The sequence below is a fragment of the Prochlorococcus marinus str. MIT 1013 genome (genome assembly GCF_027359395.1).
Lineage (GTDB): Bacteria > Cyanobacteriota > Cyanobacteriia > PCC-6307 > Cyanobiaceae > Prochlorococcus_B > Prochlorococcus_B marinus_E.
This window is the reverse complement of record NZ_CP114778.1, coordinates 1,312,012-1,330,360: the sequence shown is the minus strand read 5'-3', so window position 1 is coordinate 1,330,360 and position 18,349 is coordinate 1,312,012. Positions and strand designations below refer to the sequence as shown.

11 protein-coding genes are annotated in these 18,349 nt (G+C 35.1%); 4 read left to right on the top strand and 7 right to left on the bottom strand.

Annotated features, from left to right (window positions below; all coding sequences use genetic code 11):
* Positions 1-374 precede the first annotated feature (374 nt).
* Entirely contained in the window at positions 375-4,517 is a 4,143-nt protein-coding gene (locus tag O5633_RS07855; protein WP_269609076.1) for a DUF4214 domain-containing protein, read from the top strand.
* A gap of 372 nt (positions 4,518-4,889) precedes the next feature.
* On the opposite strand, the gene O5633_RS07850 is transcribed toward O5633_RS07855, so the two are convergent.
* From O5633_RS07850 to gmd, 5 genes are all read right to left on the bottom strand, one after another.
* Positions 4,890-6,080, bottom strand: coding sequence for an HlyD family secretion protein (locus tag O5633_RS07850; protein WP_269609075.1), 1,191 nt, complete (start codon positions 6,078-6,080; stop codon positions 4,890-4,892).
* Positions 6,080-9,040 (bottom strand): ABC transporter transmembrane domain-containing protein, encoded by a 2,961-nt coding sequence (locus O5633_RS07845; protein ID WP_269609074.1) that lies wholly within the window; start codon positions 9,038-9,040, stop codon positions 6,080-6,082. Before O5633_RS07845 ends, O5633_RS07850 begins: the two co-directional genes overlap by 1 nt.
* A 4-nt stretch (positions 9,041-9,044) precedes the next feature.
* Complete coding sequence (locus tag O5633_RS07840; RefSeq protein ID WP_269609073.1) at positions 9,045-9,776, bottom strand: peptidylprolyl isomerase; 732 nt, start codon at positions 9,774-9,776, stop codon at positions 9,045-9,047.
* A 53-nt stretch (positions 9,777-9,829) separates the two neighbouring features.
* Complete coding sequence (locus tag O5633_RS07835; RefSeq protein ID WP_269609072.1) at positions 9,830-10,012, bottom strand: DUF6447 family protein; 183 nt, start codon at positions 10,010-10,012, stop codon at positions 9,830-9,832.
* A 255-nt stretch (positions 10,013-10,267) separates the two neighbouring features.
* Positions 10,268-11,317, bottom strand: coding sequence for a GDP-mannose 4,6-dehydratase (gene gmd, locus O5633_RS07830; protein ID WP_269609071.1), 1,050 nt, complete (start codon positions 11,315-11,317; stop codon positions 10,268-10,270).
* Positions 11,318-11,535: 218 nt separating this feature from the next.
* Between gmd and secA the strand changes: the two genes are divergently transcribed.
* From secA to O5633_RS07815, 3 genes are read left to right on the top strand one after another with little or no spacing between them, the layout of a single operon-like run.
* Complete coding sequence (gene secA / locus O5633_RS07825; RefSeq protein ID WP_269609070.1) at positions 11,536-14,370, top strand: preprotein translocase subunit SecA; 2,835 nt, start codon at positions 11,536-11,538, stop codon at positions 14,368-14,370.
* A gap of 22 nt (positions 14,371-14,392) precedes the next feature.
* Positions 14,393-15,766, top strand: a complete 1,374-nt coding sequence (locus O5633_RS07820; RefSeq protein WP_269609069.1) for an ATP-binding cassette domain-containing protein — start codon at positions 14,393-14,395, stop codon at positions 15,764-15,766.
* Complete coding sequence (locus O5633_RS07815; RefSeq protein WP_269609067.1) at positions 15,756-16,535, top strand: ABC transporter permease; 780 nt, start codon at positions 15,756-15,758, stop codon at positions 16,533-16,535. Before O5633_RS07820 ends, O5633_RS07815 begins: the two co-directional genes overlap by 11 nt.
* A 38-nt stretch (positions 16,536-16,573) precedes the next feature.
* Here the strand turns inward: O5633_RS07815 and cysE are convergent, their stop codons facing one another.
* Both cysE and O5633_RS07805 read right to left on the bottom strand, forming a co-directional pair.
* The gene (cysE, locus tag O5633_RS07810; protein ID WP_269609066.1) at positions 16,574-17,308 is read right to left on the bottom strand and encodes a serine O-acetyltransferase; all 735 of its coding nucleotides are present in this window, start codon (positions 17,306-17,308) and stop codon (positions 16,574-16,576) included.
* Positions 17,309-17,326: 18 nt separating this feature from the next.
* The gene (locus O5633_RS07805) at positions 17,327-18,316 is read right to left on the bottom strand and encodes a GntR family transcriptional regulator (RefSeq protein WP_269609065.1); all 990 of its coding nucleotides are present in this window, start codon (positions 18,314-18,316) and stop codon (positions 17,327-17,329) included.
* Between the last annotated feature and the right edge of the window lie 33 nt (positions 18,317-18,349).

Here is an 18,349-nt window from a genome sequence, read left to right as displayed (position 1 = left end):
TGACAGTTAAATTAGTGTATCCTTTTTTTATGGAAATTATTAGGTAAAAAGCTGAATCGTTTTGTCAAACTTAACAATTTCAAATATCCTTAGAGTGCCTGCAATAACTAGATTTATAGATTTTTTAATGCTTTAGAGATTAAGGTCCCTGTGGTCGGTTAGTACCTAATTACTTGTGTTGAAATCACTACTGATAATACGAGTTCCTATTTACTTGATCCTGTCTGCGTGTATATTTAGCCGGCCTACTGCAATAGGTAATTGCTTCATGCAGTAACCAATTGCATCAATGCCAGACCCAAAGACAGGGTTCTCGGCACCCGCACCGCAATTGCGGAGTCCCCTATCTAAAAGCTCTGACTCTTTTACATTCGATGTCAACAACACTAACTACTACCCAGCTTCAACAACAGTACATCGCTTACTTTGGAAGGCCTGGACATCCAACAGGAATTACTTTCTGGTTAGAAAGTGGCCTTACTGAAACTGAATTTGCTGAAAAAATTTACGCTCAGGACGAATATAAGAACACAACTATCGCTTCAAAGTCGGAACAAGATCAAGTAAATTCGTTATTTATAAATCTTTTTGGTCGGTCAGCAGAAGCTGAAGGATTACTCTTCTGGACTGGCGAAGTTAAGGCTGGTAGAAAATCTCTTTCAAGTCTTGCTCTTGATTTGATTTGGTCAACTGCTAACCCAATAGAAGGTAACGAAGTACAAGGTGCAGCTGATGCATTAGCTCTCACCAATAAGGTTGCAGCAGCTGAATTATTCACAGCTGATGTAAAAGCTGATACTGCTGCGATTCTTGCTTATGTGCCTGAGACAACTGGAGCAGACTTTAAAGCCGGTGCAGCTTTTGATTCAGCAAAAACATGGCTAGCGACTGTAACTTCAACTGCTGCGACAGATGCAGCCGTTGATACAGCAGTCTCTGACATGACTTCTGCAAGTACTACTACAACGGGAACAACTGTAACTCTAACTGACAAAGTTGATTCAGTTTCTGGTGGAGCTTACAACGATACTTTCGTAGGAAGTAACGCTACATTGACAACTGGTGATTCATTAACTGGTGGTTCAGGTACAGATACTCTTAGATATACAGCTACTGGTGCTGCTGCGGTAACGGAGAACGGTTTTACAACCTCATCTGTTGAGACTCTCAAAATTCAATCTGATGCAACTGGCGGTACTACTTTCACTGCTACTGGTTCTACAGATGTAAGCACAGTTATAAACACTCTCTCTACTACTGATGTAACCGTAGATGGATTGAAAGCTCTAACAACTGTTGAATTGAAAGATGTTCAGGCTGGCGATACAACAATCAAGTTCAACGATGATCTTTTAAAGGGTTCTTCAGACGCTATCACCCTTAACCTTGATGGAAACGTAACTACTGCTGGTGGTTCCATTGGTACTATCACATTAGGTAATAATTCATCTGCAGGAGTTGAGACTGTTAACGTCAATTCTTCAGGCGCCGCAAGTGAAATCACAACAATAGCTGGTGGTTTAACTACTCTTAATGTTACTGGAGATAAAGACCTAACTATTTCTGGAGCGCTTGCCAGTGTAACTACGATCGATGCTAATGCATTTACTGGAAATCTTTCCGTTGTAGTTGATTCTGATACAACAACTAAGGATGTTGTTGTTACTGGTGGATCTGGTAATGACACAGCAGACTTTACCGATGGTTTCGAAGCAAGCGATAGTTTCACTGGAGGAGATGGAACTGACTCAATCAAGTTGACTCAGGCAGTTGCTTCAGGAACTATCAATGGAACTTTATCTAGCGTTGAGAATTTAACAGTCTCAGATTCAGGTACAGGAACTATCGATATGGATAGTTTCTCTGGTATCACTAGAGTTGTATACGACGCTGGTATCACTGCGAATGGTACAGCTACTGTTGATGATGCTGTTTCAGGCATAACTGTTGAAGTTGATGCGGCCAACCTTGTAGCTGCTGATGGTTCTTTAGTTGTCGACCTTAAGACTGATGGATCAACTGATGTTGTAACTGTTGCGATAGACGCAGTTGCAGCCGGTGAAGGAATTGCAACACTGAATGCTGCTGATGCTGAAACTCTGAATATTTCAGTCGACGATGACACCACAGATGCGAAAGGTACTTTCACCATCGCTACTTTGGTTGCATCAGACGCAACTAGTATTGTTTTAAGTGGTGATTCAGAAATTACACTTACAGCTACAACAGACCCATCAACTCCAGTTCTTGCAACACTAGATGCTAGTGCTGCTACAGATAAAGTAGTTATTTCTGGGACTGACTTTGCTAAAGGTGGAGCTACAATCACATTAGGTTCTGCTAATGACACATTAACTTTCGCAACTGCAACTGGTGCTGACACCATTGACCTTTCTCAAGGTGGTGAAGACACTATTGTTTACACAGCGAAACTCCAGTCAGATACTGATAGAGACACAGTTAAGGGATTTGTAAGCGGTTCAGATGATATTGACCTAACTGGACTTGCTCTAAATTCTGGTCTCGCTGGAATTATTTCTAGTTCCCAGTTTGCTGGTGTAGGAGCAAGTTTCTCTGAAGCACAAGGTTTACTTGACGGAACAAAGGTTGCAGTATTCAACGCAGCCACCAGTACTCTTTGGGTTGACATTGATGAAGACTCAGTTCTAGAAGGTGCTACTGATTTTCAGGTCAAGCTCGATGGAGTTACCTCTATTACATCTTCAGACCTAACATTAGGAAGTGGTGTGACAGCTACTTCAAAACAAGCAGCTTTCAATACAGCAACTAAGACTCACTTCACTGAAGGCAAGGCCCTAACAAACGAAGATGACACTATTGTTACTACTGTTGCTCACCTAGCAGGTTCAACAATTGATGGTAAAGGAGGTGATGACACTATTAATGTCACAGCCGCATCTCCTAGTACAACATTTAGTTTCTCCGGAATCGCATATAGCGACGTTGAGACGATGACACTTGGCGGTAACATCTCAGGCATCACAATGAATGTGGCTGATTTAACAGCTGCTGAGACTAATAGCATCACTGGTGTATCTACTTCTACTCAGTCTCTAACTCTTACTGGTGGAACAGTAGACCTTAAGCCTATTACCCTTCGTAAGATTGAGACCATTGTCACTGTAAATGAGGCTGTTTTATACGAATTTGATACCGACAACTTAACTGACGTAACTAGTCTTGATTTAGATGCTGGTGGTGTAGATACCATCGAACTTGCTGGAGGAACATATGACTTCTCTGCAATAACATTGGCTACTACAGCTTCTAGTACTCTTGATCTAAACACAGCTGATACCCTAGCTAAGACTCTTACTGTTGATGCGGCTGACTTCACTGGTTTCGCTGGTGGTGTAACCGGTGAATTCGCAGACGTCGTTACTAGGATCAATTTCAACGATTCCGACAACATCTCGCTCTATACGATTACAAACATCGATACAGTGACAATCGGTGGAACAGACCAGACACTTACAGTTGATGAAGCTGACTTCTCAGCTACTAACTTCACTACTGTTACTGGTGGTGGCGATTCAAACTTGACAATTAATGGAGTTGGTGCTGCTAACAACGCAGTTGACCTTAGCAACACAACAATTAGTGGTTTCGATACTATTACTACTAATGCTGGTAATGGTGACCTTACGTTAGATGCAGCAACCTTAGGTTCCACAGCGGTTACTCTTGTTGGTGATGCAGGCACTGACATCGCTATCACTGAAACTGTTGACCTTTCACATGTAACAATCACTGCTTCTCAATTTGATGATGTAGCCCTAACAGCTGGTATAAACCTCACAGTTGATAATGGTTTCTTTGCTGGAGCTATAAACTCAATTACTGGTAACACTAACGCTACCCTTACCTATAACATGGATGCGGCTGCATCTATAAACTTAGGTGGTATCACTACTTCAGCGATGACTTCAACAAGTATCGTTGGTACATCAGGTAACGATACTATTGAAACCTTCGCAACCAACGCTGCAGGTACACTTAGTATCGCAACTGGAACTGGTGTTGACATTGTTAGAATCGGTGGTGAGGACGCAGGTAACTTGCACTCTGATAGCGCAAGTTCCTTCACCGCTATAGTTGCTGACGCAGTTAGAATTACTGACTTCGATGCAACTAAAGACCAAATTGCAGTCGCTACTGGTGATATTGAAGTCACTCCAGCAATTGTAGGTTCAGTTGCTAGTGGTGCCTTCAACTCATCTACTAGTGCTGGTTTTGCTCTACTAACTGGTGCAACGCTTAATGATTTCACTTCAGAAGCTGGTTTCTACGCTGCTCTTGGCGCGGTACACTCCACTGCTGATGATGCATCATTCGTTGCTGTTCAAAATGCTGCTGGTACGCAAGTTGGTGTTTACAAAATTGACGCCCACGCTGCTAATACCAATACCGTTATGACAGGAGATGATGATGTAACTCTTGTATCGGTTCTTGATGTTACTGGTACATTCAGTACTTCCAACATGGCTTTCTACTAAATCTCATTTAACATTAAAAACCACCCTTCAAGGGTGGTTTTTTTTTGTCTATTTTTTACCTCAAATTAAGTATTCACTCATAGACTAATAAAAGGGATATTTTTATTGATATCTTTTATCGTTTTTAATTAACAAAACACTGTTTACTGTGTTCATAGATTTTTAGAGTTGAAATGTTATCTATTTTTTATTTATCTAAATTGAGGCTTTCCTTACCTTTATTCTTTCATTAATAATATTATGTTTTCTTCTATAATTTTTTTCATCTAATTTACTTTAAAGTCACCTGTTATTTACTTTTTATATTCCTTTATCAGTACTTTAATTTTTTATTTCATTAAATCTTTATTCTTCTATTTTAACTTGTTTGTATTAATTGATCTCTCTTAATGAATCTGATTTGTTCTTGAATGTTCCTAAAAGAAGCTGTAAGTAAGAGACCTTTCGAAGTTTTATGTTGGCTGTTATGCTCATTCCTGGTTGTAATGCAAGTTTTATCCCTTGTTTAGTATTTAAAGCTTGTTTGTCTAAGTCTATATTCGCAAGGTATCTATATCCTTTGTTTAATCTTGGATCTGGTGGTAATGCATCAGAACTGATTTTTACAACCTTTCCTGTTATTACTCCAAAATCTGTTGCTGGGTATGAATCTACGCTTACATCTACTGGCTTATTTAAACTAACAAAACCAATTGTTCTACTTTCAATTTCAACCTTAGCGTGCAAATTATCAAATGGAACTATTTTTAGAACTGGCTCGCTAGATTGAGCTACATAACCTGGCCCCCATGGCTTTAGATCAAATACTCTTCCATCGACTGGAGATAAAATCTTCTGATATTTAAGTATTACTTCGCTTTCTGTTAATTTGCTTTTTAAATCGATCATTTTATTTTTCTGCTCTAAATATTGAATTTCCGCTACTGCGCCTTCATCAACTAGTTTTTCCATTCTGTTAAGGATATTTTTGTTTAATTCATATCTCTGCTGTATAGAAGCGAATTGGCTATTAGTTATTTCTGAATCTAATCTGATTAAGAGTTGCCCTTCTTTCACTATATCGCCCTCTTTTACCAAGATCTCCTTAGCAACTCCTTTTAGTGGCATTTGAACGTCCACGACTCCTTTAATTGGTTCTAGTTTGCCGGTAGCAATTACTATTTCTTCGGTTTTAGCTATAAATAACCATCCAACACCAAAAGCAGTGGTACCAATTAATGACCACGTGATTGCTCTTGTCCAGTATTGAGATTGGCTGAGTATTGTTTCTTCTGAGCTTCTACTGGTTAGCTTTTTCTCAATCCATGCAATTGCTGACTTGGTTTGATTTAGATAATCTTTTCTTCTGGTTTTATCTGTTTCAGAATGGCTTTCTGAACTATCAATTTGTTTAATTTCTTGTTTCATTATCTTTACTTTTGATTTATCTGATTCTCTACTGTTTAATTTTTTCTCAATCCATGTCAATACTGACTTAGTTTGATTTATAAAATCTCTCTTTGTAGTTGCATCTTTTTTAGATTGGTTTACTGAACCATCATTTTTGTTAATCTCTTTTTTCATTAAGTTGACTCTTGTTGACGATAAAGTGCAAAGTAACGGCCTTTTCTATTTATTAGCTCTGTATGAGTACCAGTTTCAGCTATTACACCATCATGAAGCATAACTATTAGATCCGCATTCTTTATGGTTGATAGCCTATGTGTAATAAAAAATACTGTTTTACCTTTGGATGATTTTCTCAAATTTTCACATACTTTTCTCTCTGTCTCATAATCAAGAGCACTTGTTGCTTCATCTAAAATAATCATTCCTGGATTACTCATAATTGTTCTTGCAATTGCTATTCTTTGCTTTTGCCCCCCTGAAAGTCCAGATCCTCTCTCTCCAACGTCATTACTATATCCAAGAGGTAAATCCATTATGAAATCATGAGCGGATGCAATCCTTGCTGCATTAGCAATATCTTCACTTTTCGCATTTGGATCTGCTAAAGAAATATTTTCGCTAATGCTTCCTGCAAAAAGTAATGGGTCTTGAGGAACAATCCCAATTTGTCGTCTCAAAGAATATAGTTCAACTTTATCTATGTCATAGTTATCTATTGAAATCTTACCTGAATTTGTTTGGTATAACCTAGGCAAAAGTTTCATCAATGTGCTTTTACCACTTCCGCTCTGACCCACAATGCCTACAAAAGTGCCAGGTTTAATATTTAGCGAAACATTAGAAAGTATTTTTTTATCACTATTTGGAAAGCTAAATGAGACGTTTTTAAATGATACTTTTCCTTCTATAGTTGGTAATGTCAAATTAGCTTTATCTGCCTCACTTGATTCTTCTGGAGTATCAATAATATCTGATAAACGTTCAAACGAAACCCTTAATTGTTGTACATTTTGCCAAATAGTACTTAACCTAAGTAATGGTTGTGTCACATAACCTGAGATTATTCTAAATGCAATTAATTGACCTAAAGTAAGCTGACCTTTTAAAACTAATGTTGCACCAATCCACAATACTATTAATTGAGATAACTGTTGCATCACATTACTTATCTCACTAAGTGTTGTTCCTGTAATTGTTTTTTCAAATGACCTTGAAATATATTTTTTGTAAAAATTTTGCCATTTCCATCTACTAACTGTTTCAACATTTTGTGCTTTAACTGTTTGTACACCTGTTAATACTTCTACTAAATGACTCTGGGTTTTTGCATTCTCTATTGCTATTTCTCTAATTTGCCTTCTAATTATTGGAGCACCTAAAAGTGTCAGACCTATTTGAATAGGGACTACAAATAAGGCGGCTATAGTTAAAAGCCAACTATACATAACCATAACAACTATATAAATAATTGAAAAAGCAGCATCAAGTATCGTCGTTAGGGCTTGACCTGTTAAAAAGTTTCTAATTTGTTCTAATTCTGCAACTCTGCTTCCTAATTCACCAACTGCTCTTTTATCAAAATAATTTAATGGGAGTCTTAAAAGATGATCGATAACTTCTGCACTTAACCTTACATCAATGCGATTGGTTGTTTCAGTAAATAGAAATGTTCGCAGGCTACTAATTAAACCACCAATTATTGTAACAACAACAAGAGCAATTCCTAAAACTTGAAGAGTATCTAGACTTCTTTGAGAAATGACTTTATCAATAATAACTTGTATTAATAAAGGGTTAGCTAAAGTGAAAAGTTGAACGACAAAAGATGCGATTAAAACTTGTATGAGACTTGCTCTATATTTCTTTAAAGATGGCCAGAACCAATTGACTCCAAACTTTTTATTGGGCGTTGCATTTGTTCTATCTACCATTAAAATATCAAATCCTTCTGGGAATTCATTTTCAAGATTATCTTGCTCGATTCTTATTGAACCTGCACTTGGAGATGCTATTTCAAGACCACTTGAATCGCTTTTTGTGACTATTGCAAAACTATCTTTCCACGTAATTAAACATGGTGTTTGAAGTCTTGTTGCTGCAATAAAATTAACTTTATTTGCAATTGCTGTATGTAAGCCAAGCATTGAAGCAATTGCACCACACAACTCAATAGATATAGTTTGGTTCCTTGATACTGTATCTCGAAGAATTTTCTCAATACTATCTTTCCTGAATGGAAGCTTCATGAAAGAAGATAGCATTTGTAAACAGGCTAGTGTTTCTTCTAACTTCCCATTTGCTTTGATGATTGTGAATGGTTGATTAGTACTGTAATTTCCTAACTCAATAGCACTGACGTAGGGAGCAATTGGCGCTTTCGAGATATTATTTTTTGTATTCAGTGATCCGGTCGTTTCTATATTTTGATTCAAGTTTGACTTGTTAGTGCTAAGTTTTTCTATTAAATGTTCTACATCTTTTGAAACTTCTAGTACTCTAACATTCATTGGAGGTCTAGATTCTATCTTCTGATTATTGTTTAGTAAGTCGCCAGGTTTTAAATCTATTAAATTGGCACTACTTATAAAGCTGAAATAATTTTTCTTCGTGATACTTAATTCGTTATTTGTATAAGTCTTTATATTTGAGTTGGATTTGATTAAACTAAATATAATATCTTGGTTTATGCCAGATTTAAGGTATTCTATATTACATCTAGATAGGACTGAATAAATTTCAACAGAGTAAATTAATTTATTACACCAATCTCTAAATATTTGATCATTTTGATATATTTCTAGTATTAACTTGTCTGGAATAGCTATTGCGGTGACGTCTGAAACTGCGCTTACTTCCTCGCAAGGCTCAGCACGTAGTAGAGAAATAAGCCCAACTGTTGTTGGGCTTTTCAATTTATCTAATGTAATCAGATTTTCTTCATTTTGTATTAGTAACCTTGCTTCACCTTCAAGTAAAAAAAGTATTTTATTAGAAATAATCTGAGAGGTTGATAATACTTGACTGAAATCATATTGAAGTAATTCACTGTTTTCGTTTATTTTTTCAATTGACTCTTCATTGATGTTTTTAAAACCCTCAATCTCTCTAAGATTTATATCGTGTTTTTTTGTCATATTTTTATGTGATTGGAGTTTTTGTCGAAGAAAGTATCTCATTGAGCATAAGCTCTGTCTCTTCCTTTAACCACTTCTCAAAGAGTTCTATCGCCATGGCTTTCTTTGTTTCTTCGTCTAAGGTGGCTGGAAAATATTTTTCAAGTCTTATAATTAGGTAAAATCCATTTAGAAAAATTGGCTGAGCTAACTCGCCAGGCTCGAGAGATCTGAGTGTCTCACATACTTTTGGGTTTGCTTGGATTAAAGGGGCTGGGCCAATAATACCTTGCTTCATTTTCTCTGGCCCCTCAGAAAACTTGGAAGCCATATCACTGAATTCAGATTCTTTTTCGTTAATTTGAACCCATATTTCTCGGGCTTTATATTTCTCTCTCACTCTTATTAAACTATATATTACTGAATCAAGTTCTTCTTTTCTTTCTAAAAATCTGCTCTCAGCTCTACCACTAAATTTGTCTATTGAGTAAAGAGCTTTTTTATAAGAGATCTGTAATGTTTGGTTAAGTGTGTCTATTGTCAAAGAATTTTTCTCGAGAAATTTATCAAGAGATTCTTTGGTTGATAAATTATTACTTTTACAAAATCTAGTAAAAGCTCTTTCCTTTTGTATGTCTGAAAGTGAAACCTCCTTTATTGAATTTTCTAATATTTCTGCACTTATTAAATTTCTCAATAAACCATGTTTATTAAGTAAATCAATGCTTGCTTTATTCAAGCAAATAAGACTATTCATTTTTTATTAACGAACGCGATGTATTATTATAAAGATAATAATACATCCTGAAGCTAACTAATTGATTGCTTTAATGCATTAGTATAAGCCACTTCTGAAGTCTTGTAAACAGCAGTTTGAGCTTGAAGTCTGTTAAGTTCAGATCTTACAAATTGTAAACTTGCTAGATTAGCTTTGGAGTCTTCAGAAAGTTCATCTGTGTCGTACTCTGTTCCATCAATTGTAATTTTTGCCATTTTTAAAATTAAATAAGAAATCCTTAGCAAAACTATTCAATTGAGGAGATTACGTACAGATCGGATAGCCGTACTATAAGGTTAAATCATATGCAATTATTTATTTTTTAAAAATTTATCTTTTTAACTTTACTTTAAAATATTTAATTCATTTTTTCTACTTCTATTTCTATTTTTCTTTTCCAAATGTTTAGTATTAATCAAAATTTAAATGGAATTGCTTTTATTAATTTTTTTAATCATTAATATTAAAAATTAATTAGAATTTGTTTTCTTTAGATACAATTCAATTTGAGCTTGCTTCTTGTCTTCGATAATCATTTCTGAGATTAGTTCATCTAAAGTTATCTTGGGGGTCCAAGATAACTTTAGAAATGCTTTGCGAGGATCTCCGAGTAAAGTTTCAACTTCTGCTGGACGAAAATAATTAGAATTAATTCTAATTACGATTTCGCCGGTATCTAATCTTTTTCCAATTTCATTTATACCTTTGCCTTCCCATTGTATTCCACCCCAATTTAATTGTATAGCAGACAAATTGATAAATTCTCTTACACTGGCTTGTTGCCCAGTAGCAATTAGATAATCTTCAGGTTTATCTTGTTGCAGCATTCTCCATTGCATCTCTACATAATCTTTCGCATGTCCCCAATCTCGATATGAATCAAGATTTCCCATCTCTATATATTCTTGTAGCCCGGCGTCAATCCTAGTTAAGCCTTTAGTAATCTTTCTAGTAACAAATGTTTCTCCTCTTCTTGGAGATTCGTGATTAAATAGAACACCATTACATGCATATATTCCATAAGATTCTCTGTAGTTAATTGTTATCCAGTAAGCATATAATTTTGCTACACCATATGGACTTCTAGGATAAAAAGGAGTGTTTTCAGTTTGCGGACTTTCTACCACCTTTCCAAAAAGTTCAGAAGTACTAGCTTGATAAACTTTTGTTTTATCAATAAGATTTAGTACTCTTACTGATTCAAGCACTCTAAGTGGTCCTAATGCATCTGTTTGCGCTGTATATTCAGGAGATTGAAAACTAACAGCCACATCACTTTGTGCACCTAAATTGTAAATTTCATCAGGCCTAATTTCATCTATTATTCTTACAATATTAAGACTATCAGTTAGATCTCCATAATGTAATTTAATTTTATCTTCAATGTTTTTCACCCTTAATGTATTTGATACACTATTTCTTCTGACTATGCCATGAACAGTGTAACCTTTCTTTAATAATAATTCTGCAAGATAACTACCATCTTGTCCTGTAATGCCTGTTATTAGTGCCGTCTTCATGCGAAAAAGTTTAAATTTCCTATTTTTATTTTACATTATTATTGGTACTATATAAATTGATATTTATTTCTATTCGTTGGTTTTTAAATAATAGTCGTAATTCCTTAAATCGTTAACTCTTTAATAAATACTTTCTGAGTACGAATACTTTTACTTTACAACTTTCAAGTCAAAGAGAGTATATTGTATTGATTGGTATAATTGATCCCACAGCTTTAATGTTTAAGAACTTACTTGGTGATCCAAATGCTCGGAAAATCAAGCGTTACAACCCAATAGTTTCAGATATAAATATCCTAGAAGAGGACATAACTCGTCTTTCTGATGATGAGTTGAGAGCAAGAACGATAACTTTTCGAGAAAAATTTGGAAAAATTTCTTCTATAGAAGATGAAATTTCTCTAATGGAACAAATATTGCCGGAAGCATTTGCAGTTGTTAGAGAAGCCTCTTTAAGGGTTTTAGGAATGAGACATTTCGATGTGCAGCTTGTTGGTGGAATGGTTTTACATGAGGGTCAAATTGCAGAAATGAAAACTGGAGAGGGTAAAACATTAGTTGCAACACTTCCAAGTTATTTAAATGCATTAACGGGGAAGGGAGTTCATGTAGTGACTGTTAATGATTATTTGGCAAGAAGAGATTCTGAATGGATGGGACAAGTCCACCGTTTTCTTGGCCTAAGTGTGGGTTTAGTGCAGCAATCCATGTCACCATCGGAAAGAAAAAAAAATTATGACTGTGATATCACCTATGCAACGAATTCAGAGTTGGGCTTCGATTATTTGCGAGATAATATGGCAGCTGATAAATCCGAAATTGTTCAAAGAGATTTTCAATTTTGTGTGATCGATGAAGTTGATTCCATTTTGATAGATGAAGCTCGAACTCCTTTAATTATTTCGGGACAGGTAGAACGGCCGCAGGAAAAATATCAAACAGCAGCAGCAGTTGTAGAAAAATTACAAAGGTCACTAGATAGTAGTAAAGACGGGATTGATCCTGAAGGGGATTATGAAGTAGATGAGAAACAAAGGAGTTGTATTCTTACGGATGAAGGTTTCGCTAAAACTGAACAACTATTAAAAGTTACAGACTTATTTGATCCAAAAGATCCTTGGGCACATTACGTAACTAATGCACTAAAAGCTAAAGAGCTTTTTGTTAAAGATGTCAACTATATAGTTCGCAATGAGGAAGCGGTAATTGTTGATGAATTTACAGGGAGGGTAATGCCAGGAAGACGATGGAGTGATGGCCAACATCAAGCAATAGAGGCTAAAGAAAATCTGCCTATTCAACCTGAGACTCAAACGTTAGCTTCAATTACATATCAGAATTTCTTTCTTCTTTACCCAAAGCTGTCAGGTATGACAGGTACTGCGAAAACCGAAGAAGTGGAATTCGAAAAAACATATAAATTAGAGACAACTGTTATTCCTACTAATCGCAAAGTCTCAAGAGATGATTGGGTGGATCAAGTATTTAAAACTGAATCAGCAAAATGGAGAGCGGTAGCTAAGGAAACCGCTGAGATACATAAACAAGGACGACCAGTTCTTGTGGGTACAACAAGTGTTGAAAAGAGCGAGCTTCTAAGTACTCTTCTGTCAGAGCAACAAATAAAGCATAATTTATTAAATGCAAAACCTGAAAATGTTGAGAGAGAAGCTGAAATAGTCGCGCAAGCAGGACGATCAGGAGCAGTAACTATTGCTACAAATATGGCTGGAAGAGGAACAGATATTATTCTTGGAGGAAATAGCGACTACATGTCTAGATTGAAGATTAAAGAAATTCTTAGTTCTCGTTTGGTAAAACCTGAAGAAGGCCATAAACCCCCCATACCTCTTCAGAGAAATTCTGAATCAGTTGGATTTAAGGAAAATAATAATCAGGAATCTAAGAGTAAAAAAAAGATTCAATCTCTATCTTTAAAAAATATTTTTCCTGTCTTGTTGACTGATCAAACTGAACAAAAACTTGTTGCATTAGCCTCCAAGTTAGTTAAGGAATGGGGAGATAGAAGCTTAAGCTCCATAGAATTAGATGACTATATTGCTACAGCTGCTGAAAAAACACCTACTCAAGATAAAAACATAGAGAATTTGAGAAGTGCAATACAATTAATAAAAAAAGAATATGAAGAGGTACTTAGTCAAGAAGCAACTAATGTTCAAGCAGTTGGGGGACTTCATGTAATTGGCACTGAAAGACATGAATCAAGAAGGGTTGATAATCAATTAAGAGGTCGGGCTGGGCGTCAAGGTGATTTGGGCAGTACTCGATTCTTTCTATCACTAGAAGATAATCTCCTTCGTATATTCGGTGGAGATAGAGTTGCAGGTCTTATGAATGCATTTCGCGTAGAAGAAGATATGCCAATTGAGTCAGGAATGCTTACTCGGTCTTTAGAGGGTGCTCAAAAGAAAGTAGAAACATATTATTACGATATAAGAAAACAAATATTTGAGTATGATGAAGTAATGAATAATCAGAGAAAAGCTGTTTATTCAGAAAGAAGAAGAGTATTAGATGGTAGAGAATTGAAACTTCAAGTTATTGGATATGGTCAAAGAACAATGGAAGAAATAGTCGAGGCATATGTTAACGAAGATCTGCCACCCGAAGAATGGGATTTAAATAATTTAGTATCTAAAGTAAAAGAATTTGTTTATATATTAGAAGATCTTCAAACTAAAGATGTCCTTGGATTAAATAAAAATGAATTAAAGGATTTTTTGAAAGAGCAATTAAGAAATGCTTACGATTTTAAGGAAGCTAAAGTAGAACAAACTCATCCAGGAATAATGAGGCAAGCTGAGCGATTCTTTATACTTCAACAGTTAGATACTCTTTGGAGAGAGCATTTGCAATCTATGGATTCACTTCGTGAATCAGTTGGCTTACGAGGATATGGACAAAAAGATCCTTTAATCGAATACAAAAATGAAGGATATGATATGTTTTTAGACATGATGATAAATATGAGAAGGAATGTGATTTATTCTATGTTTATGTTTCAACCAGCCAAAAAGAAAGTAGAAGTATAAAATAAGAATTGAATTTAGTTATATGATTAAGGTTGGTTCGAATGATTTACAAAAACTATATATAGCCTATTTTGGAAGACCAGGAGATCCCTCAGGTATAAATTATTGGCTTTCACGCTGTAATGAATCATTTACTTTAAGACAAATATCTGATGAACTTTCAAGGCAAGATGAGTATACAAAATATATTGCTCATGATAAATCTTTTGAATTTAAGATTAATAAATTATATTCAAATTTATTTCATAGAAAAGCAGATTTTGATGGTTTGAATTATTGGATGGAGATGGTTAATAGACATGATTATAAAATTGCAGATATTGTATTTGAATTAGTTTCTTCAAGGCAAAAACCTTACTTAATTAATTTTGAACAAGAAAGAAAAGATTATCAAATATTGGAGAATAAGATTTTTGCTGCAGAATTATTTACAAAGCAAATTAGTAAAAGTATATCTTTAATTGATTTGTATCAACCCGATTCTATCTCACCTTGGCGATCAGGGAAATCATTCATTCGAGTATCTAATTTTCTAAATAATATTACCTATAAGAGAGTCTCTATTGATAAGGTAAAAAATATGATTTCTTTATTATCTAAAGCCTCAATAAGCAATCTTAATAATACTGCTATAGAAATTAAAAATATTTCTTTATCTATTCCTATCTATCATTTAGAAAATAGATCTTTAACCAAAAAACTTACAAAAAAAGTAATAAATATTACAGGTGGAGCATTGGATCAATCAAGGAATAGGACTAATATTATCGCTCTAAATAATATTAGTTTGACTATTATGAAAGGAGAGAGGGTAGGCTTGATTGGTCATAATGGGTCTGGAAAAAGTAGTTTCTTAAGGCTGATTTCGGGTATTTATTTGCCTACCAGTGGAAGTATTAGAGTGTTAGTTGATGTTTATCCTATGCTTCAAAAGACTTTTTTGACTAGTTCAGAACTTTCTGGAGTTGATGCGTGCAAAGCTCATTATTTACTCAAAAACCATAGCCTAGATGGATTTGAATCTTTTATAGATGAAATAGTAGATTTTTCAGGACTTGGTTCATATATCTCTTTACCTATAAAAACCTATAGTGAGGGTATGTCTGCAAGATTAATTTTTTCAATTCTCACTTCAAGTCCTCATGATTGTTTAGCTATAGATGAAGGCTTTGGTACTGGTGATGCTGATTTTTGTGATCGTGCTGAAGAGAGAATGAAGCAATTTATGGAATCAGCTGCAACTTTGTTTTTAGCTAGTCATTCTGAAGAACTTTTAAAACAGTTTTGTAATAGAGGAATTGTTTTTAGTCATGGTTCTATTGCATATGATGGTCCTTTAGATGCGGCTTTGAATTATTATCATACTCAAGACTATTATCGTCAAAATGTTATTTGATAATTTTAAATTTGCTTTTAAAACTAGGAAGGCATGGTGGTATACAGCAACTTCAAGATCAAGAGCAAGGTTTGCTAGAACCACCCTTGGAAGTTTTTGGTTAGGTTTTTCAAATCTATTATCTATAGGTACTTTAGGAATTGTTTATGGTACAGTTTTTTCAGTAGAAGATTTTAAGTCTTACTTTATATACTTAGGCTTTGGTTTGGTTATTTGGAATACAATCAGTGCATCAATTTCTAATTCACCTAATCTTTTTTCATATAATTCATCGAATATTAAGAATATGAATCTAAAGCCTATTTTTTATACTTTAGAAGAATGGTCTTTTCAATTACAAACTTTTGTTCAGTCTTTCATATTAGTTTTTTTTGTATTTCTTTTTTTAAAATTTTCATTGATAAGTAATGTATTAATATATTCATGGATACCATTTTTGAATTTATTTATTTTTATATATTGGTTCCCTGTAATAATTTGTCTAATTAGCGTTCGATTTACAGATTTTGCACAGTTGGTTCCTATAGTACTTCAGTTGGTTTTTTTGATTTCACCAATACTTTATAGGAAAGAAAGCTTAGGAGCTTTAGAGTGGATTACAAATTTAAACTTTATTTATCAGATTTTAGATCCTCTTAGAGATAGTATTATTAATGGCTCTATAAATTATCAAAATTCAATCTTACTTTTACTATTTAATTTGATAGGACTATTTTGTACGATTAGGTTACTCAATTTTGAGAGTAAAAGATTACCTTTCTTACTTTAAATAGGATTTTAAGCTTATCAATGAATCGATTTTCTCAGTTAATCATCTCCAATGAATTCTATAATTTCTTTATCTCTTAAGTTCTGTGACTCCCCAATAATTATATCTTCTTTTTTTCTATTGGTTTGAATATTAATCACTAAATCTTGAAGTCCCATAATATCACTTTCTAATTGATCAATTCTTTCCATAAGATTTCTAAGAACGTTTGCTTCTGTATCTGGCAGTGCAGAATGAGCTAAGGGATTTATTTTGGCACCACTCTGATGAACTATCCTTCCAGGTATTCCAACAACAGTGCTATTTGCCTCCACATTTTTTACTACTACTGAACCAGCCCCGATTCTTGTATTAGTTCCTACGCAAATTCCTCCAAGGACTTTAGCTCCTGCACCTACAACTACATTTGCTTCAAGAGTTGGGTGTCTCTTGCCACTTTCTTTTCCAGTGCCGCCCAAAGTGACTCCTTGATATAGCAAGCATCGATCACCTATTTCACTTGTTTCTCCAATAACCACACCCATTCCGTGATCAATAAAAACACCTTTACCGATCTGGGCACCTGGATGAATTTCTACACCAGTCAAAAATCTAGTGAAGTGACTGAGTAACCTTGGAAGAAGAGGGAGATTGTATTTCCAAAGTTTATGGCTGATTCTATGTATTGATAAAGCTTGAAAGCCCGGATAGCAGAATAATATTTCCCAAACACCTCTTGCGGCTGGATCTCTTTCTTTTATTATTGCGAAATCGGATCTTAGTGATCTAAACATTGATTTAAAATGCAATGTTTACTCGAGGAGACCAATCTCCTTACTCAACTCTTCAATTGTAGAGTCACTAAGATACTTTTGTGCACAATGAATTTGTGGCATTCTCATTAATTGAGATCTATTTTGTCTCAAAGTATGTTCAATAACAGGCAAGCTAGGGCTATCACAAATCACATGACTAGCAGCTCTCAATAAAGCAATTAATCGGCTTCCTACATCTGGATTTGCAGTCATCAAAAGTATTTCATTGCCACGCATGCTATGCAAGATAACCTCTGCAGCCCTCAGGATCCCTGGACTTATACTTACTATTCCTACACAACTCCCTGAGCGCAGCTTTTTTAAAATAGTTAGTTCTTTTTGAAAATCACTGAGATCTACAGCGACTGCTCTCACTTTGTGTCGCTTGGCTAATTCTTCTAAAGGTTGTAAGAAATATCTGCTTGTTACAACGGTACCTTTACTTGAACTTTCTAAAACACTTTCTAATTCCTCCATTGGTACAACCTCGACTGGGACATCTAAATGAGGAGCCAATTCTTCAGCAATTAATAACGATGCCCCAATATCTTCTCTGGGTGTACTAACAAGTAAGCGAGCTCCACATCTTAATCTCCAATCAATTTCACGAGTAAATAACTCTCTGGTTTGCTGCAAAGTGCATCCAGCATTTAACAATTCATCAATACTTTTCCTCACTTCATGGTCTATGTCTTTGATGCCTTTTTTACGTATTGAATGAGAGCTACTTCTGAGGTCTTTTTGTTTTTGTTGATCTCGAACATAGATACCTGAGCCAGCGATAGCCTCAACGACGCCATCAGTCTCAAGTTGTCGATAAACTTTACTTATAGTGTTTCGATGTAAACCTGTTTGCATTGCCAGTTGCCTAGTACTGGGCAATCTATGACCAGGAGGGTAATGCCTTGCTGCAATGGCAAAACAAATTTGATTATATAATTGACTTGATGCAGGGATTTCACTTTCCTGTTGTATGTGGAATCTCACGCGCTATATGCCAGGTGTGAATGTGGCCACATT